Raw genomic sequence first — 21,609 nt, 5'->3', positions numbered from 1 at the left:
CTCTCGACGCCCCGTCAACGTTATAGCGCGGCAACCACTGCCGCGCCCATCTCGCGCGTACCGACCTTGGTCGCGCCTTCCTGCCAGATGTCGGGCGTGCGCAGACCTTGCGCCAGCACCTTCTTCACCGCATTCTCCACACGATCGGCCTGTTCCGCACGGCCCAGCGTGTAACGCAGCATCATGGCCGCCGACAGGATCGTGGCCAACGGATTGGCGACACCCTTGCCGGCGATATCGGGCGCCGAACCGTGCGACGGCTCGTACAGCCCCTTGTTATTCGCATCCAGCGACGCCGACGGCAGCATGCCGATCGACCCCGTGAGCATCGCGGCCTCATCCGACAGAATATCGCCGAACATGTTGCCGGTCACCACCACGTCGAAGTTCTTCGGCGCCTTGACCAGTTGCATCGCGGCGTTGTCGACGTACATGTGCGAGAGTTCGACCTCCGGATACTGCTTGGCGACCTCGATCATGGTGTCGCGCCACAGTTGCGACGTCTCGAGCACATTGGCCTTGTCCACCGAACACAAGCGCTTGTCGCGCTTGGCTGCGGCCTGAAATGCGACGTGCGCGATGCGCTCCACTTCCGGCACGCTATACCGCATGGTATCAAAACCTTCGCGCGCGCCTTCGAAAGCGCCATCGGGCGACTGGCGGAAGCCCTTCGGCTGGCCGAAGTAGATGTCGCCGTTCAGCTCACGAATGATCAGGATATCGAGCCCTGCCACGATTTCCGGCTTCAGGCTCGATGCATCGGCCAGTTCCTTGTACAGGATGGCCGGACGGAAGTTGGCGAACAGCTGCAGATGCTTGCGCAGCCCCAGAATCGCCTGCTCGGGACGCAGTGCGCGCTCGAGCGAATCGTATTTCCAGTCGCCCACGGCGCCGAACAGAATGGCATCCGCTTCCTTGGCGAGCTTGAGCGTGGCGTCCGGCAGCGGATGACCCGCCGCCTCATAGCCGGCGCCGCCCACGGGCGCTTCTTCCAGTTCAAACGTCTCGCCAAGTGCGTTCAGCACATTGACGGCTTCCGTCACGATTTCCGGACCAATGCCGTCACCCGGCAACACTGCAATTTTCATGCGATCTCCTTGTGTGCGCGGGCCTCAGCCCGGCAGGCGCGTTGCGAGCCACGGCTGCTTGGCGAGCCGCTCGGCCTCGTAGGCGCGAATCTTGTCGGCGTGACGCAGCGTCAGGCCAATGTCGTCGAAACCGTTCAACATGCAGTACTTGCGGAACGGCGCGATGTCGAACTCGTAAGCGCGACCGTCGGGCGTCATCACCGCTTGCTTGTCCAGATCGATGGTCACCTGAAAGCCGTTGAACGCGGCGGTCTCGTTGAACAGGTGATCGACCTGCATCTCCGACAACGCGATCGGCAACAGCCCGTTCTTGTAGCAGTTGTTGAAGAAGATGTCGGCGAAGCTCGGCGCGATGACCGCGCGGAAGCCGAATTGCTGCAACGCCCACGGGGCGTGCTCACGCGAGCTGCCGCAGCCGAAGTTCTTGCGTGCGAGCAGCACCGTGGCGCCCTGATAACGCGGCTGATTGAGCACGAAGTTCGGGTTGAGCGGACGCGCGCTGCAATCCTGGCCCGGCTGGCCGACATCGAGATAACGCCACTCGTCGAACAGGTTCGGACCAAAGCCCGTGCGCTTGATCGACTTCAGGAATTGCTTGGGGATGATCGCGTCGGTATCGACGTTTTCGCGATCCAGCGGCGCCACCAACCCCGTATGGACGGTAAATTTTTCCATCACGAACCACCTGATCAAAACAGTTCGGCTGCGGCCGCGCCCGGAGAGCCCTGGCCGTCAAAACCGGAAATTTCGTAGGTGCGCACGCGCGGCGATTGCCCGCGCGATACGCACCGTCGCATCACTTCTTCGCGGCGTTTTCGAGGGCCGAGCCAGCGGCTTGCGTATCCTTGCCGAGGCCCGCCATCGTGTTGCAGCCTGCCACGCCCAGCACCAGCATCGCACCGATCAGCATCCACAGTTTCTTCATGGTTTTTTCTCTGTCAAAGACGATGTCAAACGACGGTTATATCGATGCGAGCGCGTCAGACCAGACGACGCACGTCGACGAAATGGCCTTCGATGGCGGCGGCCGCGGCCATCGCCGGACTCACGAGGTGCGTACGCCCGCCCGCGCCCTGACGGCCTTCGAAGTTACGATTCGAGGTCGAGGCGCAACGCTCGCCCGGCTCCAGACGGTCGGCATTCATCGCCAGACACATCGAGCAGCCCGGCTCGCGCCATTCGAAGCCGGCGGCCTTGAAGACCTGATCCAGCCCTTCCTGCTCGGCCTGATGCTTCACCAGCCCCGACCCGGGCACGACCATCGCCAGCCGCACGTTCGGCGCCACACGGCGACCGAGCGTCTTCACAACGTATGCCGCCGCGCGGATATCTTCGATACGCGAGTTGGTGCACGAGCCAATGAACACCTTGTCGACGTTGACACTGGCCATCGGCGTGTTCGGCGTCAGCGCCATGTATTCGAGCGCGCGCTCCATGGCACTGCGCTTGACCGGGTCTTTTTCCTTCTCGGGATCCGGCACACGGTCTTCGATACTCACGACCATCTCCGGCGACGTGCCCCAGCTCACTTGCGGGCGCAACGTGTTCGCGTCGATCTCGACCACGTGGTCGAACGCGGCGCCTGGATCGGTGTGGAACGTACGCCAGTAGGCTTCGGCCTGCTGGAATTCCACGCCCGAGGGTGCGAACGGACGGCCCTTCACGTACTGGATCGTCGTGTCGTCCACCGCCACCAGACCGGCACGCGCACCGGCCTCGATGGCCATGTTGCACACGGTCATCCGGCCTTCCATCGTGAGCGAGCGGATCGCCGAGCCGGCGAATTCGATCGTGTAGCCCGTGCCGCCGGCCGTGCCGATCTTGCCGATGACGGCCAGCACGATGTCCTTGGCGGAACACCCGCGCGGCAGCGTGCCTTCGACCTTCACGAGCATGTTCTTGCTCTTCTTCATGAGGAGCGTCTGCGTGGCGAGCGTGTGCTCGACTTCAGACGTGCCGATGCCGAACGCCAGTGCACCGAACGCGCCGTGCGTGGACGTGTGCGAATCGCCGCAGACCACCGTCATGCCGGGCAGCGTGGCGCCCTGCTCCGGGCCGATCACGTGCACGATGCCCTGACGCAGGTCGTTCATCTTGAATTGGGTGATGCCGAAGCTGTCGCAGTTGTTGTCGAGCGTGTCGACCTGCAGACGCGAAATCGGATCGGCGATACCTTGCGTGCGGTCGGTGGTCGGCACATTGTGATCCGACACCGCGAGGTTGGCAGACAGTCGCCAGACCGGACGCTGCGCGAGTTTTAGCCCCTCAAACGCCTGCGGACTGGTCACCTCGTGCAACAGATGACGGTCGATGTAGAGCAACGTAGTGCCATCGTCCTCGGTATGCACGACATGTGCATCCCACAATTTGTCATACAGCGTCTTGGCCATGATAAAAACGCGGGGCTAAATATCGTTGTAGGAACAAACGTCGTTCCGTGAACTTTTGATTATGCCATAGCGCTTTCGCGCCGGCGGAATACGAAATCCCCGGGAAACCGGGCGGTAAACGCACGATCAACCGGGGATTTGTGCGAATCACGGCAGCTTGTGCCGTGGCTTCGAATATAGCGCAACGAGGGCTCGTTGCGGCGCCGCACCGCCTTGCCGTTTCGGCAAGGTTGCGGTGCCGGCACGGCAAGGAGGCGCCGTGCCGAACGCCTCCGACAGGCTTAGCGCTTGTCGATGGTCGCGACTTCGCGCGGCGTGTGGCCGATGAACAGCTGACGCGGACGACCAATCTTCTGGTCCGGCTCACCGATCATTTCGTTCCACTGCGCGATCCAGCCCACGGTACGGGCCAGTGCGAAGATGCAGGTGAACATCGACGTCGGGATGCCCAGCGCGCGCTGAACGATACCCGAATAGAAGTCGACGTTCGGATACAGCTTGCGCGACACGAAGTATTCGTCTTCCAGGGCGATTTTCTCGAGCTGCATGGCCAGCTTGAACAGCGGGTCGTCGTGCAGGCCCAGTTCGTTGAGCACTTCGTAGCACGTCTCGCGCATGAGCTTGGCGCGCGGGTCGTAGTTCTTGTACACGCGGTGACCGAAGCCCATGAGCTTCACGCCCGAGTTCTTGTCCTTCACCTGCTTGATGAATTCGGGGATCTTGTCCGGCGAACCGATCTGCTCGAGCATGTTCAGCGCGGCTTCGTTCGCACCGCCGTGCGCCGGGCCCCACAGACACGCGATACCGGCAGCGATACAGGCGAACGGGTTGGCACCCGACGAACCGGCCAGACGCACGGTCGACGTGGAGGCGTTCTGCTCGTGATCGGCGTGCAGGATCAGGATGCGGTCGAGGGCGCGCACCAGCACGTCGTTGACCTCGTACTCTTCGCACGGGTTCGCGAACATCATGCGCATGAAGTTCGCGCTGTACGACAAGTCGTTGCGCGGATACACGAACGGCTGGCCGATGCTGTACTTGTACGCCATCGCGACGAGCGTCGGCAGCTTGGCCATCAGGCGGATGGCCGAGACTTCGCGGTGCGTCGGATTGTTGATGTCCAGCGAGTCGTGATAGAACGCCGACAAGGCGCCGACCGAACCGGTCAGCACAGCCATCGGGTGCGCGTCACGACGGAAACCGCGGAAGAAGAAGTTCATCTGCTCGTGAACCATCGTGTGACGGGTCACGGTCTTGACGAATTCGTCCTTCTGCTGGGCGTTCGGCAGTTCGCCCTTGAGCAGCAGATAGGAGGTCTCGAGGAAGTCGCAGTGGGTGGCCAACTGCTCGATCGGGTAGCCGCGATACAGCAGCTCGCCCTTGTCGCCATCGATGTACGTGATGGCGGAATTGCACGACGCCGTCGACATGAAGCCCGGGTCATACGTAAACTTGCCGGTCTGGCCGTACAGCTTGCGGATATCGATTACATCCGGGCCCATCGTTCCCTGATAGATCGGCAGTTCGACGCTGGGCGAACCGTCAGAGAAAGATAGGGTGGCTTTAACATCAGACGGAGTCATATCGCTTCCTCAAAAAAATACTTAAACCCCTACACGGCACGCAAAAGCGCCAGCAGGCGCTGCACGTCCGGCCCGTCCAGATCCGCGTCGGGCTCTTTACGCGCTAGCAGCAGATCCATCAAATCGTTGTCGCTCAAATCGAGCAACCTGGTGAGGGCGCCCACATCCTCGTCGGTCATCGAGGCTTCGTACTTCGCGAAGAAGCGTTCGAGAATGAGGTCGTTTTCCAGCAAACCGCGGCGTGCCCGCCAACGCAGGCGGGCACGTTTGACCGGATCGGACTGGTGATTGGTATCCGGCATGATCGCTAGGTCAGACGGCGCGACGCACCATCAGCTCCTTGATCTTGCCGATGGCCTTCGTCGGGTTCAAACCCTTCGGGCACACATCCACGCAGTTCATGATCGTGTGGCAGCGGAACAGGCGGTACGGATCTTCCAGGTTGTCCAGACGCTCGCCGGTGGCCGTGTCGCGGCTATCCGCAATAAAGCGGTACGCCTGCAGAAGACCGGCCGGACCGACGAACTTGTCCGGGTTCCACCAGAAGCTCGGGCACGACGTGGAGCACGACGCGCACAGAATGCATTCGTACAGACCATCGAGCTCATCGCGCTGTTCGGGCGACTGCAGACGCTCTTTCTCCGGTGCCGGCTCAGGGTTGATCAGGTACGGCTTGATCGAGTGGTACTGGTTGAAGAAGTGCGTCATGTCGACGATCAGATCGCGAATGACGGGCAGCCCCGGCAGCGGCTTCAGCACGATCTTGTTCGGCAGATCGTTCATGTTGGTCAGGCAGGCCAGACCGTTCTTGCCGTTGATGTTCATCGCATCCGAACCGCACACGCCTTCGCGGCACGAGCGGCGGAACGCGATGCCTTCATCGAGCTTCTTGAGCTTGACCAGGGCGTCGAGCAGCATGCGCTCATGACCGTCGAGTTCGACCTCGTAGGTCTGCATGTACGGTGCGGCATCCTTGTCCGGATCGTAGCGGTAGACTTCAAAAATACGTTTCATGATCTTGCGAATCCCTTAGAACGTCCGCGCCTTGGGCGGAACCGAGTCGACGGTCAGCGGCTTCAACTGCACCGGCTTGTAATCCAGACGGTTGCCTTCGCTGAAGAACAGCGAGTGGCGCATCCAGTTGGCGTCGTCACGCTCCGGATAATCGCTGTGCGCGTGCGCGCCACGGCTTTCCTTGCGGGCTTCGGCTGCGATCATGGTGGCCTTGGCCACTTCGATCAGGTTGTCCACTTCCAGCGCTTCCATGCGCGCCGTGTTGAACACCTTCGACTTGTCCTTCAGGTGAACGTGCGACACGCGCTCGGCCACTTGCTTGATCTCGTCCACGCCTTCCTTGAGCAGGTCGGACGTACGGAACACGCCGGCGTGCTTCTGCATCGTCGCGCGGATGTCGTTGGCGATGTCCTGTGCGTACTCGCCCGTGCTGGAGGCTTCCAGACGGCCCAGACGCGCCATGGCGTTGTCGCCGGCATCGGCGGGCAGCGGCTTGTGCTCGCCGTGGTTCTTCACGAAGTCGACGATGTGGTTACCGGCCGCGCGGCCGAACACCACGAGGTCGAGCAGCGAGTTCGTGCCCAGACGGTTGGCACCGTGGACAGACACGCAGGAGCACTCGCCCACGGCGTAGAAGCCGTTGACCGGGGTCGATTCGCCGTTCTGCTGCACGACAACCTGGCCGTTGTAGTTCGTCGGAATGCCACCCATCTGGTAGTGGATGGTCGGCACGACGGGGATCGGTTCCTTGATCGCGTCGACGTTAGCGAACTTCAGGGCGATTTCGCGAATCGACGGCAGGCGCTTCATGATCGTCTCGGCACCGATGTGCGAGAGGTCGAGCAGCACGTAGTCGCCGTTCGGGCCGCAGCCACGGCCTTCCTTGATTTCCTGGTCCATCGAGCGCGACACGAAGTCACGCGGCGCCAGATCCTTCAGCGTCGGGGCATAGCGCTCCATGAAGCGCTCGCCGTTCGAGTTGCGCAGAATACCGCCCTCACCGCGCACGCCTTCGGTAATCAGCACGCCCGCACCGGCCACGCCAGTCGGGTGGAATTGCCAGAATTCCATGTCTTCGAGCGGAATGCCCGCACGCGCGGCCATGCCAAGACCATCACCGGTGTTGATGAACGCGTTGGTCGAGGCGGCGTACACACGGCCGGCACCGCCGGTCGCGAACAGCGTGCACTTGGCTTCGAGCAGGTAGACTTCGCCGGTTTCGAGTTCGAGCGCCGACACACCGAGCACGTCGCCGTCTTCATTGCGAATCAGGTCGAGCGCCATCCACTCCACGAAGAAGTGCGTCTTGGCGGCCACGTTCTGTTGATACAGCGTGTGCAGCAGCGCGTGACCGGTACGGTCGGCGGCCGCGCAAGCGCGCTGGACCGGCTTCTCGCCGTAATTGGCCGTGTGACCGCCGAACGGGCGCTGGTAGATCGTGCCGTCCGCGTTACGGTCGAACGGCATGCCGAAGTGTTCCAGTTCGTAGACGGCGTTCGGCGCCTGACGGCACATGAACTCGATCGCATCCTGGTCGCCGAGCCAGTCGGAGCCCTTGATGGTGTCGTAGAAGTGGTAGTGCCAGTTATCTTCGCTCATGTTGCCGAGCGAGGCGCCAATGCCGCCCTGAGCGGCCACGGTATGCGAACGGGTGGGGAACACCTTGGACAGCACGGCGACCGACAGACCGGCCTTGGCCAGTTGCAGCGACGCGCGCATGCCCGAACCACCTGCGCCCACGATGACAACGTCAAAGCGGCGGCGCGGCAGCGAATTTTTAATTGCAGCCATTCTTTACACTCTCCACAGAATCTGCGCGGCATAGCCAGCACACGCCAGCAGCCAGACGATCGTCAACGTGTACAGCGCCAGTCGCACACCGACCGGCTTGACGTAGTCCATCCAGATGTCGCGCACACCGACCCACGCGTGATAGAACACCGCGAGCAGCGTGACGAACGTCGCCAGCTTCATCCACTGATGCGAGAAGATGCTTGCCCAGCCTTCGTAGGAGAAATCCTTGGCGGTGAAGAACCACACCAGCAGGATCACGGTGTACACGGCCATGATGACCGCGGTCAGACGCTGCGCCATCCAGTCGCGCAGGCCGTAGTGGGCGCCGACGACCAGGCGCTTCGAACCGATATTGTTCTGTGCCATCTTAGAACGCTCCGAACAGCTTGAGGGCGACGGCCAGCGTCAGCACCAGCGACACGACCAGCACGACCACGGCCGAATTCTTGCCGCCTTCCTTGCTCACGGCGTCGTGATTGAAGTCCATGCGCAGATGGCGCACGCCGGCGCAGAAGTGCTGCAGGAAGCCCCACGACAGTGCCAGGATGACAAGTTTGACAAACCAGTTGGAGGCGATGCTTCGCAGAACGTCGAAGCTGAGTTCCGACGTGAGGCTCTGTTCGAACAAATAAAGCGCGAACGGCAACAGAAGGAACAAGATCACACCGCTAATACGGTGCAGAATGGACACGATCCCAGCCAGCGGGAGACGGTACGAGACAATCTGTCCAATACCGATATTCCTGTAGACTGGCCGCTCTTTTTTTACCACTTCAGCCATGCTAGACCCCATGTAGTTACATCAGCCCCAGATTTTAGCGCCGATTCTAGTGCGTTGCACCATACCGGTTCCAATGCTCCGGAAATTCCTGCCGGCAGCACGCACTCCGCCGCCTCTCATGCTCGACTTTCAGGCACTCACCGGCCACGACGCCGGCTCGCCCCTGGGAAGTCACCACCCTCTCAATGCGTCAACTCAATTCGTTCTGGTAATGATGTTCCGTCGTCACGTACCAGCCCCGGCGCACTTCCACCGGCTTGTCCCCATAAGTGTAGGAAACGCGCTCGACGCTCAACAGCGGGAACCCCTTCGGCACCTTGAGCAGATCGGCGGTCATGTCGTCCGCGGCCACGGCGCGAACTTTTTCCACGGCGCGAATCATGCGTGTGCCGAATTCATCTTCGAACAGGCCGTACATCGGCCCCTTGTATTCATTCAGCCTTTCCGCCGTCAAGCCGCGGAAAAGTGCGCCCGGCAACCAGATTTCGTCGAGCACCGTGGGACGGTCCGAGAAATCCATCATGCGGCGGATCAGAATGACGCCATCGCCTGCGCGCAAATCGAGCTGGCGCGCGATTTCCGCCGGTGCACGCATACGGCGGCACTCGATCAGGCGGCTGGGCGGGTGATGGGGTTCGCCCGAATCGGGCGCGAGTCGCAGAAACCGGAACTGCACCCGGTCCTCGTGATGGGTCGCGACGAACGTGCCGCGCCCCTGACGGCGCACAAGCAGGTTTTCTGCAGCCAGCTCGTCGATGGCTTTGCGCACCGTTCCCTGGCTCACCTTGAAACGGGCGGCCAGCTCGACTTCGCTGGGAATGATTTCGCCGGGCTTCCATTCGCCGGCTTGCAGACCCTGGGTAATGAGCCCCTTGATCTGCTGGTACAGCGGGCTGAAGGTCGGCGACGCCCCTGCCGAAGCCGCACTCTGCGGGGCCTGGGAGGCCGGTGCGGCGTCACGCGCGCTGTCCGGTCGCTGCGGAGCATCGACAGGCGTCGTGGGGTTGGATGTGTCGCGAACATTCGCATTCATGGCGGCGATTTGACCACAAATCAAGACCTTCGTCTATCGAATAACAGCAATAATCCTATGTCTTATATAAGACATAAGATACAGTTGACATTCGTTGTGGTGACTCCTACACTGGCGCGGGCTAACAGGGGCCTGCAGACGCAGCACAGCTATCTTATAAGAGAGTTCGTCGCTTCGCACTTATTCACGGCAGTCGACCCCGCAGCCCGCAAGCTTCCGTAGGTCAAGGAATTTTAGGGGCTTTGTGTGACGCGGCGCTGTCAGCCTGGCGAAAATGCCACCCGGACGGCGAGCTTACTCCGAGCTTCGCAGGAATTTGTACACGTCTGGAGAGATTCTCATGGCAAAACCCGCAATGCGTGTCGCCGTCACCGGCGCCGCTGGCCAAATCGGCTACTCCCTGCTGTTCCGCATCGCCAATGGCGACATGCTCGGCAAGGATCAGCCCGTCATCCTGCAACTGCTCGACCTCCCGCAAGCTCAAGCCGCCGTCAAGGGCGTTGTGATGGAGCTGGAAGATTGCGCATTCCCGCTGCTCGCCGGCGTGGTTGTGACCGACGACCCCAAGGTCGCCTTCAAGGATGCCGACGTCGCCCTGCTGGTGGGTGCCCGTCCGCGCTCGAAGGGCATGGAGCGCAAGGATCTGCTCGAAGCCAATGGCGCAATCTTCACGGTGCAGGGCAAGGCCCTGGATGAAGTCGCCAAGCGTGACGTCAAGGTGCTGGTCGTCGGCAACCCGGCCAACACCAACGCCTATATCGCCATGAAGTCGGCACCGAACCTGCCGAAGGAAAACTTCACCGCGATGCTGCGCCTGGACCACAATCGCGCCCTCTCGCAACTCGCCGCCAAGACCGGCAAGCCGGTCGCGAGCATCGAGAAGCTGGCCGTGTGGGGCAACCACTCGCCGACGATGTACGCCGACTACCGCTTCGCCACGATCGACGGCCAGAGCGTCAAGTCGATGATCAACGACGACGTGTGGAACAACGACGTGTTCCTGCCCACGGTCGGCAAGCGCGGCGCCGCCATCATCGAAGCCCGTGGCCTGTCGTCGGCCGCTTCGGCAGCCAACGCGGCCATCGACCACATCCATGACTGGGTGCTGGGCTCGAACGGCAAGTGGGTCACGATGGGTATCCCGTCGGACGGCTCGTACGGCATTCCGCAAGACGTGATCTACGGCGTGCCGGTGATCTGCGAAAACGGCAAGTACAAGCGCGTGGAAGGCCTCGAGATCGACGCCTATTCGCGCGAAAAGATGAACTTCACGCTCAACGAACTCGAAGAAGAGCGCGCTGGCGTGGCACATCTGCTGGGCTAATCCCCCAGGGACTCGACCCCGGACGCCGTCATAAGCGTCGTCGGGGGCCGAAACTGCGCCGGCGGCTTACCCCCACTGCCGGCGCAACTCCCGCGATCGACGGAACGGCTTTAACGTCCGCAGCCCAGTGACGACATTTTGCGCAACGGTCCGCGCCATCTATCGCGCTATGACCCCGGCACGACGTCACGCAACACCGAGCGATTTCTTGGCCAAGCCAATGCCACGCCTGACTGCCGCACCCCGCGCGCCACACCGGACGACCGGTGAGCGCGCAATGCCCGCAGCGAGCGCGCCGCATGATTCCCGGCGTTGGCTTCGCCAAGCATCCCGCCCGACACCCGTCATGTCCTCGCTCGACAACGGCTTCACGCGCGAGCGCCGTCCGGCGCCGCACCCTCTCGAATTCCGCACTGCAACACCCCGTTCAACGACGCCGGTCCCTACCGCCGACGCCGATGGCGCGTGGCAGGAAGGAATTGAAAAAATTTGTATGGTGACGCCGACCAACGCAAACTTCGTACGATAATCTGCGTTTTTGTCGCACCTTACCTATTGTTTGGAGATTCACCATGAAGAAGCTTTGCCTGACCGTGTTGGTCGCCCTTTGCTCTGCCGCCATCGTGCCCGCCGCGTTTGCCACTGAACCGGCCAGCAAGACGACGGCCAAGAAGGCCGCACCGAAGAAGAAGCTCAAGCACGCGCCGGCCAAGAAGAAGGCGACCGTTGCCGCTGCGCCGGTGCAACCGGTGGACGGTTCGGAACTGTGGAGCTGCAAGGAAAACGAGAAGCTCTTTATCAAGGGCGACATGAAGCGCGACCAGGTGCTCACCATGTTCTGGGAAGGTCGCAACTACAAGCTGCCGCGTCAGCAGACGACGACCGGTGCAGACCGTTTCTACGACGCCGCCAGCGGTTTGGATCTGGTGGTGATTCCGGCCAAGGCCATGCTGTTCACGCACCGTGATGGCGGCAGCCGACTGGCCGACGAGTGTTTGACGCGCGAAATGGCGGAGCACGACAAGCTCGCCCCGACGCAATCGGTTCAACTGATCAATGTGACCAACTGAGCCACGCTCGGTTGACATCGATCGCTCGAGGCGCCGGCCGCTTTCCTGTTGCCGCCTCGGCATGACATGCAGTCCCCGGCGTACCGGTTACGCCGGTCGCTCGCCGTACCGGCATCGACACGGGCGCCCACGCCGGCGCCCCTGCGATGCCGGGTTTCATCGAATGGCATTACCACCGCTTCGTTTTTCTGTATCACTCAAGGAAAGATCATGGCCCACAACCTCCACAAAACGCTTAAAGAGTTCAAGCTCGGCGGCGACAAGAAAGGCAAGTTCTACTCGCTGCCCCAACTGGGTAAAGCCCTGGGTGTGAACGTCGAACGCCTGCCGGTGTCGATCCGCATCGTGCTCGAGTCGGTGCTGCGCAATTGCGACGGCAAGAAGGTCACCGAGGCGCACGTCCAGCAACTGGCCAACTGGAAGCCGAATGCCGAGCGCGTCGACGAAATCCCGTTCGTCGTGGCACGCGTTGTGCTGCAGGATTTCACGGGTGTACCGCTGCTGGCCGACCTGGCCGCGATGCGTAACGTTGCCGAGCGCCAGGGCAAGAACCCGAAGCGCATCGAGCCGCTCGTGCCCGTGGATCTGGTGGTTGACCACTCGGTCACGATCGATCACTTCCGCGAGAAGAAGGCGCTCGACCTGAACATGAAGCTGGAATTCCAGCGCAACAACGAACGCTATCAGTTCATGAAGTGGGGGATGCAGGCGTTCGACACATTCGGCGTCGTGCAACCGGGCTATGGCATCGTGCACCAGGTGAACCTGGAGTACCTCGCCCGTGGCGTGCACAAGAAGGACCACGTGTTCTACCCGGACACCCTGGTCGGTACCGACAGCCACACGACCATGATCAACGGTATCGGCGTGGTGGGCTGGGGCGTGGGCGGCATCGAAGCCGAAGCCGGCATGCTGGGTCAACCGGTGTACTTCCTCACGCCTGACGTTGTCGGTGTGGAGCTGACGGGCCGTCTGCGCGAAGGCGTGACCGCCACCGATCTGGTGCTGACGATCACGGAAATGCTGCGCCGCGAGAAGGTCGTCGGCAAGTTCGTCGAATTCTTCGGCGAAGGCACGACGAGCCTGGCGCTGCCGGACCGCGCCACCATCGCCAATATGGCACCGGAATATGGCGCCACGATGGGCTTCTTCCCGGTCGACGAAAAGACGATCGACTACTTCAAGGGCACGGGTCGCACGAAGTCGGAAATCGACGCCTTCGAATCGTACTTCAAGGCCCAGAAGCTGTTCGGCGTTCCGAAGAAGAACGACATCGACTACACGAAGACGCTGTCGCTGGATCTGGGCACGGTGGCACCGTCGCTGGCCGGTCCGAAGCGTCCGCAGGACCGCATCGAAATCGGCAACGTGAAGTCGACGTTCAAGGACCTGTTCACGAAGCCGGTCGCCGAGAACGGTTTCAACAAGACCGAAGCGCAGTTCGATACAACTTACAAGACCGCTGGCGGCATCGACGTGAACAACGGCGACGTGCTGATCGCGGCGATCACGTCATGCACGAACACGTCGAACCCGAGCGTGCTGCTCGCGGCCGGCCTGCTGGCCAAGAAGGCGGTGGAAGCCGGCCTGAAGGTCGCACCGCACATCAAGACGTCGCTCGCCCCGGGAAGCCGCGTGGTGACCGAGTACCTCGAAGCGGCCGGCCTGCTGCCGTACCTCGAGAAGTTGGGTTTTGGCGTGACGGCCTACGGCTGCACGACCTGTATCGGTAACGCTGGCGATCTGACGGCCGAGCTGAACGACGTGATCGTGAAGAACGACATGGTTGCCGCCGCCGTACTGTCGGGCAACCGTAACTTCGAAGCGCGCATTCACCCGAACATCCGCGCCAACTTCCTGGCGTCGCCGCCGCTGGTCGTGGCCTACGCCATCGCCGGCAACGTCACGCGCGACCTGATGACCGAGCCGGTCGGCAAGGGCCGTGGCGGAAAGGAGATCTTCCTGGGCGACATTTGGCCGACCAGCGAAGAAGTCCAGAAGCTGATGAAGTTCGCGATGAACGCGAAGACCTTCAAGGCGAACTACGACACGGTGAAGGATCCGAGCCCGCTGTGGGCCAAGGTCAAGGGTTCGAAGGGCCAGGTCTACGATTGGCCGGGTTCGACGTACATCGCCGAGCCGCCGTTCTTCGAAGGCTTCACGATGGAGCCGAACGCCGACATCAAGCCGATCCATGGCGCGCGCGCGCTGGGCGTGTTCGGCGACTCGGTCACGACCGACCACATCAGCCCGGCCGGCTCCATCAAGGAAAGCTCGCCGGCAGGCAAGTGGCTGCTCGAAAACGGCGTGCTCAAGGCCGATTTCAACAGCTATGGCTCGCGTCGCGGTAACCATGAAGTGATGATGCGCGGCACGTTCGCCAACGTCCGTATCAAGAACCTGATGATCCCGGTGCAGGCCGACGGCTCGCGCGTGGAAGGCGGCCTGACGATTCACCAGCCGAGCGGCGAACAGTTGTCGATCTACGACGCTGCGATGAAGTATGTCGGCGAGAACACCCCGACGGTGGTGTTCGGTGGCGAAGAGTACGGTACGGGTTCGTCGCGTGACTGGGCGGCCAAGGGCACGCAACTGCTGGGCGTGAAGGCGGTCATCGCGCGCTCGTTCGAGCGTATCCACCGCTCGAACCTGGTCGGCATGGGCGTGCTGCCTCTGCAGTTCAAGGGGTCGGACAGCGCCCAGTCGCTGGGCATCACGGGCGAAGAAACGTACGACATCGAAGGTCTGTCGGCCGATATCAAGCCGCAACAGGACGTCACGCTGGTGATCCACCGCAAGAACGGCGACACGCAAAAGGTGCAAGTCCTGCTGCGTATCGACACGCCGATCGAAGTGGATTACTACAAGCACGGCGGCATTCTGCCGTTCGTGCTGCGTCAGTTGTTGGCCGCTGCCTGATCAGCCACGCTGTCATGACCCACGCTGCCGGGTGACGATTCGTTGCCCGGCAGACTGCAAAACCCGGCCTTGTGCCGGGTTTTGTCTTGTTGGGAGAATGTGTCGCTGTCATGTCCGAAAATGACTAGCGCCTCATGCGCCTCGCGCGTAGAGTGGCGGGCATAGTCTCTGCCCTCTTGCCGCCGGACCCACGCCGCCCCATGTCCATGAACCTCGACCCCGAAGTCTGTTACAAGGCCGTCAGCGCCCGCGATCGGCGCTTCGACGGCTGGTTCTTCGTCGGCGTGTCGTCGACCGGTATCTACTGCCGGCCGGTGTGCAACGTGCGCACACCCCGCTTTGAAAATTGCTCGTTCCATGGCAGCGCCGCCGCCGCAGAGAAGGCTGGCTTTCGTCCGTGCCTGAAATGCCGTCCCGAACTCGCGCCCGGCCTCGCGCGTTTCGACGCTACCCGCGAACTCGCCGACGCCGCAGCCGCCATGATCGACGAAGGCTTCCTCAATCACGCCAGCCTCCCTGCGCTCGCCGACCGAATCGGCATCACCGAACGTCACCTGCGTCGCATCTTCGCTGACGAATTCGGCGTCTCCCCCGTGGAGTACGCGCAGACACAACGACTCCTGCTCGCCAAGCGTCTGCTGACCGATACTGCCATGCCCGTCACCGATGTTGCGCTCGCCGCCGGCTTCGGCAGCGTTCGGCGCTTCAACGGACTCTTCAAGACCCGCTACGGCTTCCCCCCCGGCCGGCTCCGCCTGAACGCCCACCACGACGCCCTGCGCGGCAGCGATCTTGTGTTCCAGCTCGCGTACCGTCCGCCCTTCGCCTGGCATGCCCTGCTCGACTTTCTCGGCGACCGCGCCATCGAGGGGGTCGAGCGGCGAGATGACGACGTCTACACCCGCACGCTGAGCCTTGAACAGCCCGACGGGCAGACGATCACAGGCTGGTGTCGTGTCACCCCGCTGCCGGATCGCCACGCGCTTCAGGTGACATTGCCGCCCACGCTGGCCGGCAGTGTGCCGCAGGTGCTGGCCAAGCTTCGACATTTGTTCGATCTCGGCGCGCGTCCAGACGTGATCGACGCGCACCTCGGCCCACTCGCCGCGGCGACGCCCGGCCTGCGCGTCCCGGGCGCGGTCGATGGTTTCGAGATCGCCGTGCGCGCCATCGTCGGCCAGCAGATCACCGTCAAAGGTGCTCGACGCTTGCTCGGCCGGCTCGCACAACGCTTCGGCACGCCACTCCCCGCCCCCGCGCACGGTCTGACACACACGTTTCCAAGTGCCGCGCAACTCCTCGCCGTCGCCCCCGACGCCCTCGGCGAGGCCGGTATCATTCGAAGTCGCATCGCCGCCATTCACGGGGTCGCGCAAGCGATGGTCAACGGCCGCTTGCGGCTGGATCCCCTGGTACCGCTGGACGCCACGCTCGACGGTCTGCTCGCGATCAAGGGCATTGGCCCCTGGACGGCGCAGTACATCGCAATGCGCGCGCTCGGCTCGCCCGATGCGATGCCCGTCGACGATCTGGTACTGCGTCAGGCGCTTGGCGTGGCCGACGGGCGCGCCGTCGCCGCGCGGGCGGCACAATGGGCGCCATGGCGGGCATATGCCGCGCTGCACGTCTGGCGCGCGGCAGCACAGGGACCGGCGGGCCAGCCGGTCGAGACTTTGCAGGAGGTATGTGCATGACCCACTACGAAACGTATTACGACAGCCCGCTGGGCGACATGCTGCTCGTCGCCAACGGCGACGCCCTCACCGGCGTGTATTTCTCGCATCAGAAGTATTTCCCGCCAGCGGGCGACACACGCCGTGATGGCGCCGACGTCGCGGTCCTACGTGACGCGAAGCGCCAACTCGACGAGTATTTTCACGAAGGACGACGCACCTTCGATCTGGCGCTGGCGGCGCAGGGCACGCCGTTTCAGCAAGGCGTCTGGGCCGAACTGCAACGCATTCCGTTTGGCGAGACACGCAGCTACGGCGACCTCGCGCACGCGTTGGGCGACCTCAACAAATCGCGCGCGGTCGGTGCCGCGAACGGCCGAAATCCGATTGCGATCATCGTGCCCTGCCACCGCGTGATCGGCGCCGACGGCACCCTCACCGGCTACGCCAGCGGCGTCGAGCGCAAGCTCGCCTTGCTCTCGCTGGAAGGGGCCGCGCTCGCCCCGGTAACAGGTGCCACGCTGGCGGCCACGCGTCGAACCCGACTCTCGGCGCCCGCCAATCTCGCGTTCGATTTCTGACGGCCCCGGGGCGGCAAGGCCGCGCCATGTCGTCATTTTCAGGGCCGGCACAATGCAATCGGTGCGCGCGTCCCATCAATCGCGTTCACGCATGCCGTACAATCGTGAGTCCATGTATTTCTGCTTTGCACGACTATGCGCTCACGCACCGCCAAACGACTGACCCCCGACGCTGAAAAGCTGGTCGGCCACGCGCTCGCGCTCGCTGCCTCCGGCAGCCGTATCGAAGACCGCTTCTGGGAAGCCCAGCTCGACACGTTGCTCACGCGCGTGCTGCGCACCGGTAACCAACCGGCCATCGACGCCGCCCTTGACCACCTCCAGGCCAACCACAGCGAGGCCTATGGCGCGCTCGCCGATCTGATCGAGTCGCAAAGCGAATCCGCCGAACCGGAAGCCGAAGGTCAGGTGTGGGACGGTCTGCTCGTCGCCATCCCCATCCTCGCCTGGACCCGTTACGCGATTCCCTCGGGGCCGGTGAAAGCCGACGCGCTCATGCCCGTTCGCGCGCACCTGCACGCTCACGTGCTGGCCGAACCGGCGCGCGTGACCATTTCGCCGTATCTCTACAGCATCGACCAACTGCCGCGCACGCACTGCGAGTCGTGGAAGGTCACGCAGCAATTGGTACGGGCGGCGGTCGAGAACACCGAAGTCAAGCAACCCGGCAGCGACCTGCCGGAAACGGCCCCGATTCTCGCCGACCCGCGCTTCCTGCTGGCGGCCGTCAGCGTACCCAAGGGCGCGCCGATGTTCCGTTGGCAGGAAGAAGGGGCGCGCCACGCCGAACGCGGTCAATGCCAGGAGGCATGGTCGACGCAGGGCGGCCCTAACCTCAATGCGCTGCTGCCTGGCTGCGAAATCGAGTGCCTGCTGCCCGACGCCTATTACGCGAGCTGCCGCGAAGCCGACGAGCGCATCCGGCCCCACACGATCCGCACGGCGCTGCGCTATCTCGAAGACGTGCTCACCCTCACGCCGGCCGAGCTGCGCGCCGTGGTGGCGGGCTTCGGCGAGCAGAACATTGACGAGTACCGCATCGGCTTCACGCAGCGGGGCAGCAACGACGTCATCTATGGGGTCGTGTGGCCGCTGTACGGTCGCGAGAATGGCGAGATCGAAGGCGGCGCGCTCGAGGAAGTCGCCGATCTGCTCAAGGCCTGCGGTGTGACCGAGATTCGCAAGCACCCTGGGCGCTTCGATCCTGAGTATTGCGACGATTGCGGCGTGCCGCTGTATCCGGATCCGGTGGGCGAAATCGTGCATGCGGAAATGCCGGAGGACGCCGAACCGAGCCGTCCGCATTTCCACTGATCGGCCGCGCGTCGAAGCGACGCGCGACGACAGCAAGACAATGGCCGTGCGTGATCAGCGCACGGCCATTTTATTTGGGCGACGCGTTCGGCGTGCTCCGCCTAATCACCCGGCGCCGATGGCAATGACAGTGGCGATGGCAACGACGATGGCAACGTCACGACACATCGATGCAGCCCATGTCCCGATGCAAGATACTTGCGCTCGAACGGCGTGATCGGGATGATGCCCCCCTCAGGCGTCCAGACCTCGACGACCGGACGCACACCGCAGAGCCACTCGACGGCCAACGCCATTTCCTCGATGTAGAGATCCCAGTTGCTGCGGCACTCCAGCACGCCGCCGAGCGCCACCACCGTGGGGAACACCGCGTGCGCATGCCAGCGTCGGGCGAGTTGGCCGATCTTCGGCCACGGGTTCGGATAGAGAAGGTAATGACGTGCCGGGCGAATGTCGGCCTCGAACAGTTGCCGCCAGAAGTCGACCAGATCGGCCCGCACCCACACGAAGTTCTCGGGCCACGCACCGCCCCACCAATCCTTGCCGCGCACGATGCGGCTCTCCGATTGATCGATGCCAATGACGAAGTGATCGGGAAACTGCGTGGCCAGGCGCAACGTGCTTTCGCCGACACCGCATCCCGCATCGATGATCAGCGGTGCGGCGCCGGCGCTGCGCCACGCGGCGACGGCGGCCTCGAACGCCCCAGCGCTGTAGGCGGCGAGCGGCTTGCGAAAGACCGCGTCGCGATGACGACTGACGAGCGCCGCCAGTCTGTCGTGCGGGCCGGTTTGAGCACTGGCCACGGTGCGTGAATTTGCGAACATGCTGAAATGAAGAAACGCGGGGCGAACGAAAGGCGTGCCTGCCGCATGCACGAGGTTTTCTGCGCGGCGACGCGTCGGTCAGGCCCGCATTGTAGCGCTCTGTAACTTTCGCGGTCCGTCCTGTTACGTCTGAGGGCTTACCCGGCGGGCGTCGGCGACTTTTTTTCGGTTAAGATGGGAGCCGCTTTGCCGTTGTCTATCATAATGCGGTCAAGCCTCTTCGCGAGCGGCGCGTGCCGAAGACGCCTACGATGGGTCGTCGCATGCCCGCATTGCTCTGCAATGCCTTAGCGCCCCCGAGAATACTTCAAGCAATGTCGAATCGATTTTTTCAACGCGCCGCCGGCGTCGTGATGCGCGCCGCGCGACAGGTCGTCGCAGCCGCACAGGCAGCACCCATCGCATCCGTCGCGTCCGTCGCTGTCCCGCTCTGCCTGTGCGCCGTGGCGGCCCCGGCACAGGCCTTCACCCTCGAACAACATCGCGCGCTGGTCGAGCAGTTCGTCAACACGCGTCACGCCGATCCGCTGGTGGCCGATTGCGCCGCGCACGCGAGTTTCGTCGTTGCCACACTGCCTGGATATGAGAGCGTCGAGTATGCCGACAACGCGCTCGATTCGGAGCACGCCAAGGTCTTGCCGTGGTCAGGGCCGTTTGACGACCACAAGCAACGTGTGGACGTCACGCAGATGGTCGAACTCGACGGCATCGGCAAGCGCACCAGCGGCCAGACGGACAACATCCATATTCGCTGCGGCTACGCCGACGGTCGCATGATGGGCTTCAACTATACGTCGCCGCTATCACAGGTCGAACAGCCGGTGAAGCGCGCCAAACGCGGCAGCACACACGGCAAGGTGAAGCACGCGGCCGCGAAATCGGGCAGGCATGGCGCCTCGTCCAAGGCGTCGCGCGGCAAGGCGTCGGCAAAGTCGAGCAACACCAAGAAGACCGCGACGAAAAAGAAATCGCACTGAGCGCCGGGTGACGGCCAGCGCTCGCGCTGACCGTCCGTCCCCTCTCACGTGTTATCGGCCTGCATCTGTGCCCAGATCGCGGCAAGCATCGACGCGCCCAACGCGGCGCTTCGCGCGCCGCTCCACCCGACGTGCGGATCGGGACGGTTCGCGTTGTCCTTGAACGGCATTTCGAGCGTGAGCGACAGGCAGCCGAAGCGATGGGCGACCCACTTCGACGCGAGCTTGAGCGAGTCCGGCCCGTGTTTGCCCGGCGGATAGCCGAACTTGTCCTGGAAATCGAGGCTCGCCGCCTTCAGGCGCTCGCCGAACGCCTTCTCGCGCGCGAGTGTCTCGTCGGTCGCCCACTCCACGCCGTCGTTGCCCGCCAGGAATACGTAGGGCAGCGCCTCGTCGCCGTGAATATCGAAGAACATGTCGCAGCCGAGCGTCTCGATGGCTGCGCGCACGTGATACACCTCGGGGCTGCGCATCGGGTCCGGCGCCAGCCACTCGCGATTGAGATTCGCGCCCACCGCATTGGTACGCAGATGGCCGCGCGCCGAGCCGTCCGGATTCATGTTCGGCACGATATGCAGCACCGCTTCGTCGAGCACCGCCGTGGCGAGCGGATCGCCCGCCCAGTCGCCCGCCCCGAGCAGGCGGCGCAACAGTCCTTCCACGAACCACTCCGCCATCGTTTCGCCGGGATGCTGACGCGCGATCACCCAGAGATTGCGCTTGCCCGCGCGCGGTTCGCCCACGGTGAGCAAGGTCATATCCCGCCCGTCGACGGTCTGCCCCAACGAGCGCGAACTCACCCTCTGCGAGTTCTGTGCCGTGCCGAGCAGTGCCAGGTGACGCTCCTCGGCATACGGCTCGAAATACGCGAAATACACGCTGTCGTGCGCCGGCGTGAACGACACCGTCATGACCTTCGCGTCGTACGAGGTCGGCACGCGAAACCAGTTCACGCGATCGTACGACGCCACCGCGCGGTAGTTCTCCCAGCCGCGCGGATACGACGTTTGCCCCGCGTTATCGAACACGATCCGGCACGGCGTACCGCCCACCCCCTGCACACGGAAATGGAACCACTGCGCAAATTCGGCGGCACCGTCCCGGGCAATGCGGACGTGAATGTCGTCGGCACGCTCGGCACTCACCACCTCGATGGCGCCGCTATCGAACTTGCTGCTGATCTGGACAGTCATGACTTGTCTCGCTGGCGGAAATCAAAAACCCCGGGCACTTGCCCAGGG

At 63.1% G+C, this 21,609-nt stretch carries 21 protein-coding genes; 8 read left to right on the top strand and 13 right to left on the bottom strand.

The annotated features are described in order from the left end of the window. Positions 1–20: 20 nt before the first annotated feature. The 11 genes from leuB to OYT13_RS08665 form a co-directional block, all read right to left on the bottom strand. Entirely contained in the window at positions 21–1,088 is a 1,068-nt protein-coding gene (gene leuB / locus OYT13_RS08715) for a 3-isopropylmalate dehydrogenase (protein WP_017233063.1), read from the bottom strand. A 24-nt stretch (positions 1,089–1,112) separates the two neighbouring features. Further along, entirely contained in the window at positions 1,113–1,763 is a 651-nt protein-coding gene (gene leuD / locus OYT13_RS08710; protein WP_026131785.1) for a 3-isopropylmalate dehydratase small subunit, read from the bottom strand. A gap of 121 nt (positions 1,764–1,884) precedes the next feature. Beyond that, positions 1,885–2,013, bottom strand: coding sequence for an entericidin A/B family lipoprotein (locus OYT13_RS08705; protein WP_017233060.1), 129 nt, complete (start codon positions 2,011–2,013; stop codon positions 1,885–1,887). Positions 2,014–2,068: 55 nt separating this feature from the next. Further along, a complete protein-coding gene (leuC, locus tag OYT13_RS08700; protein ID WP_150563034.1) occupies positions 2,069–3,478 on the bottom strand; it encodes a 3-isopropylmalate dehydratase large subunit in 1,410 nt (469 codons plus the stop codon). A gap of 281 nt (positions 3,479–3,759) precedes the next feature. Beyond that, positions 3,760–5,061 carry a citrate synthase gene (gene gltA, locus OYT13_RS08695; RefSeq protein WP_026131784.1) on the bottom strand — a complete coding sequence of 434 codons (1,302 nt, stop codon included), beginning with the start codon at positions 5,059–5,061 and terminating at the stop codon, positions 3,760–3,762. 29 nt (positions 5,062–5,090) lie between these two features. Further along, positions 5,091–5,363 (bottom strand): FAD assembly factor SdhE, encoded by a 273-nt coding sequence (locus tag OYT13_RS08690; protein WP_150563035.1) that lies wholly within the window; start codon positions 5,361–5,363, stop codon positions 5,091–5,093. 10 nt (positions 5,364–5,373) lie between these two features. After that, positions 5,374–6,078, bottom strand: coding sequence for a succinate dehydrogenase iron-sulfur subunit (locus OYT13_RS08685; protein WP_026131782.1), 705 nt, complete (start codon positions 6,076–6,078; stop codon positions 5,374–5,376). A 12-nt stretch (positions 6,079–6,090) separates the two neighbouring features. Further along, the gene (gene sdhA, locus OYT13_RS08680) at positions 6,091–7,866 is read right to left on the bottom strand and encodes a succinate dehydrogenase flavoprotein subunit (RefSeq protein ID WP_017233055.1); all 1,776 of its coding nucleotides are present in this window, start codon (positions 7,864–7,866) and stop codon (positions 6,091–6,093) included. A 3-nt stretch (positions 7,867–7,869) separates the two neighbouring features. Next, complete coding sequence (sdhD, locus tag OYT13_RS08675; protein WP_017233054.1) at positions 7,870–8,235, bottom strand: succinate dehydrogenase, hydrophobic membrane anchor protein; 366 nt, start codon at positions 8,233–8,235, stop codon at positions 7,870–7,872. A 1-nt stretch (position 8,236) separates the two neighbouring features. After that, positions 8,237–8,650: a succinate dehydrogenase, cytochrome b556 subunit gene (gene sdhC / locus OYT13_RS08670; protein WP_026131781.1), complete on the bottom strand. Its 414-nt coding sequence runs from the start codon at positions 8,648–8,650 to the stop codon at positions 8,237–8,239. A gap of 190 nt (positions 8,651–8,840) precedes the next feature. Further along, positions 8,841–9,683, bottom strand: coding sequence for a UTRA domain-containing protein (locus tag OYT13_RS08665; protein ID WP_017233052.1), 843 nt, complete (start codon positions 9,681–9,683; stop codon positions 8,841–8,843). 340 nt (positions 9,684–10,023) lie between these two features. Between OYT13_RS08665 and OYT13_RS08660 the strand changes: the two genes are divergently transcribed. The 7 genes from OYT13_RS08660 to OYT13_RS08630 all read left to right on the top strand — a co-directional run bounded on the left by OYT13_RS08660 (position 10,024) and on the right by OYT13_RS08630 (position 18,564). Next, positions 10,024–11,007 (top strand): malate dehydrogenase, encoded by a 984-nt coding sequence (locus tag OYT13_RS08660; protein ID WP_026131780.1) that lies wholly within the window; start codon positions 10,024–10,026, stop codon positions 11,005–11,007. A 346-nt stretch (positions 11,008–11,353) separates the two neighbouring features. Next, a complete protein-coding gene (locus OYT13_RS08655; RefSeq protein WP_261938762.1) occupies positions 11,354–11,536 on the top strand; it encodes a hypothetical protein in 183 nt (60 codons plus the stop codon). A gap of 43 nt (positions 11,537–11,579) precedes the next feature. Then, positions 11,580–12,077 carry a hypothetical protein gene (locus OYT13_RS08650; protein ID WP_017233049.1) on the top strand — a complete coding sequence of 166 codons (498 nt, stop codon included), beginning with the start codon at positions 11,580–11,582 and terminating at the stop codon, positions 12,075–12,077. A gap of 210 nt (positions 12,078–12,287) precedes the next feature. Continuing rightward, the gene (acnA, locus tag OYT13_RS08645) at positions 12,288–14,996 is read left to right on the top strand and encodes an aconitate hydratase AcnA (protein WP_261938763.1); all 2,709 of its coding nucleotides are present in this window, start codon (positions 12,288–12,290) and stop codon (positions 14,994–14,996) included. Positions 14,997–15,202: 206 nt separating this feature from the next. Then, positions 15,203–16,690 carry a DNA-3-methyladenine glycosylase 2 family protein gene (locus OYT13_RS08640; RefSeq protein WP_268567867.1) on the top strand — a complete coding sequence of 496 codons (1,488 nt, stop codon included), beginning with the start codon at positions 15,203–15,205 and terminating at the stop codon, positions 16,688–16,690. Further along, on the top strand, positions 16,687–17,250 hold the full coding sequence (locus OYT13_RS08635; protein WP_017233046.1) for a methylated-DNA--[protein]-cysteine S-methyltransferase: 564 nt from the start codon (positions 16,687–16,689) through the stop codon (positions 17,248–17,250). Before OYT13_RS08640 ends, OYT13_RS08635 begins: the two co-directional genes overlap by 4 nt. 135 nt (positions 17,251–17,385) lie before the next feature. Further along, positions 17,386–18,564 carry a DUF2863 family protein gene (locus OYT13_RS08630; protein ID WP_017233045.1) on the top strand — a complete coding sequence of 393 codons (1,179 nt, stop codon included), beginning with the start codon at positions 17,386–17,388 and terminating at the stop codon, positions 18,562–18,564. Between the two features lie 101 nt (positions 18,565–18,665). On the opposite strand, the gene trmB is transcribed toward OYT13_RS08630, so the two are convergent. Then, a complete protein-coding gene (gene trmB, locus OYT13_RS08625) occupies positions 18,666–19,391 on the bottom strand; it encodes a tRNA (guanine(46)-N(7))-methyltransferase TrmB (protein WP_268567595.1) in 726 nt (241 codons plus the stop codon). Between the two features lie 314 nt (positions 19,392–19,705). Here trmB and OYT13_RS08620 point away from each other — a divergent pair, with 314 nt between their 5' ends. After that, the gene (locus tag OYT13_RS08620; protein ID WP_268567594.1) at positions 19,706–20,368 is read left to right on the top strand and encodes a BspC domain-containing protein; all 663 of its coding nucleotides are present in this window, start codon (positions 19,706–19,708) and stop codon (positions 20,366–20,368) included. Between the two features lie 44 nt (positions 20,369–20,412). Here the strand turns inward: OYT13_RS08620 and OYT13_RS08615 are convergent, their stop codons facing one another. After that, positions 20,413–21,561, bottom strand: coding sequence for a M14 family metallopeptidase (locus OYT13_RS08615; protein ID WP_268567593.1), 1,149 nt, complete (start codon positions 21,559–21,561; stop codon positions 20,413–20,415). Between the last annotated feature and the right edge of the window lie 48 nt (positions 21,562–21,609).

Source organism: Pandoraea sp. XJJ-1 (assembly GCF_026802345.1).
GTDB classification, from domain to species: domain Bacteria; phylum Pseudomonadota; class Gammaproteobacteria; order Burkholderiales; family Burkholderiaceae; genus Pandoraea; species Pandoraea cepalis.
Note: the sequence above shows the minus strand (reverse complement) of the source record. Positions and strands in the feature narration are given on the sequence as shown.

Coding starts and splice junctions, on each gene's coding strand:
- leuB (WP_017233063.1), bottom strand. CDS start 1,088: ATGAAAATTGCAGTGTTGCCGGGTGACGGCATTGGTCCGGAAATCGTG.
- OYT13_RS08630 (WP_017233045.1), top strand. CDS start 17,386: ATGCGCTCACGCACCGCCAAACGACTGACCCCCGACGCTGAAAAGCTG.
- OYT13_RS08615 (WP_268567593.1), bottom strand. CDS start 21,561: ATGACTGTCCAGATCAGCAGCAAGTTCGATAGCGGCGCCATCGAGGTG.
- OYT13_RS08690 (WP_150563035.1), bottom strand. CDS start 5,363: ATGCCGGATACCAATCACCAGTCCGATCCGGTCAAACGTGCCCGCCTG.
- OYT13_RS08705 (WP_017233060.1), bottom strand. CDS start 2,013: ATGAAGAAACTGTGGATGCTGATCGGTGCGATGCTGGTGCTGGGCGTG.
- OYT13_RS08660 (WP_026131780.1), top strand. CDS start 10,024: ATGGCAAAACCCGCAATGCGTGTCGCCGTCACCGGCGCCGCTGGCCAA.
- sdhD (WP_017233054.1), bottom strand. CDS start 8,235: ATGGCACAGAACAATATCGGTTCGAAGCGCCTGGTCGTCGGCGCCCAC.
- trmB (WP_268567595.1), bottom strand. CDS start 19,391: ATGTTCGCAAATTCACGCACCGTGGCCAGTGCTCAAACCGGCCCGCAC.
- sdhC (WP_026131781.1), bottom strand. CDS start 8,650: ATGGCTGAAGTGGTAAAAAAAGAGCGGCCAGTCTACAGGAATATCGGT.
- leuC (WP_150563034.1), bottom strand. CDS start 3,478: ATGGCCAAGACGCTGTATGACAAATTGTGGGATGCACATGTCGTGCAT.
- OYT13_RS08655 (WP_261938762.1), top strand. CDS start 11,354: ATGTCCTCGCTCGACAACGGCTTCACGCGCGAGCGCCGTCCGGCGCCG.
- OYT13_RS08620 (WP_268567594.1), top strand. CDS start 19,706: ATGTCGAATCGATTTTTTCAACGCGCCGCCGGCGTCGTGATGCGCGCC.
- sdhA (WP_017233055.1), bottom strand. CDS start 7,866: ATGGCTGCAATTAAAAATTCGCTGCCGCGCCGCCGCTTTGACGTTGTC.
- OYT13_RS08665 (WP_017233052.1), bottom strand. CDS start 9,683: ATGAATGCGAATGTTCGCGACACATCCAACCCCACGACGCCTGTCGAT.
- leuD (WP_026131785.1), bottom strand. CDS start 1,763: ATGGAAAAATTTACCGTCCATACGGGGTTGGTGGCGCCGCTGGATCGC.
- acnA (WP_261938763.1), top strand. CDS start 12,288: ATGGCCCACAACCTCCACAAAACGCTTAAAGAGTTCAAGCTCGGCGGC.
- OYT13_RS08635 (WP_017233046.1), top strand. CDS start 16,687: ATGACCCACTACGAAACGTATTACGACAGCCCGCTGGGCGACATGCTG.
- OYT13_RS08650 (WP_017233049.1), top strand. CDS start 11,580: ATGAAGAAGCTTTGCCTGACCGTGTTGGTCGCCCTTTGCTCTGCCGCC.
- gltA (WP_026131784.1), bottom strand. CDS start 5,061: ATGACTCCGTCTGATGTTAAAGCCACCCTATCTTTCTCTGACGGTTCG.
- OYT13_RS08640 (WP_268567867.1), top strand. CDS start 15,203: ATGAACCTCGACCCCGAAGTCTGTTACAAGGCCGTCAGCGCCCGCGAT.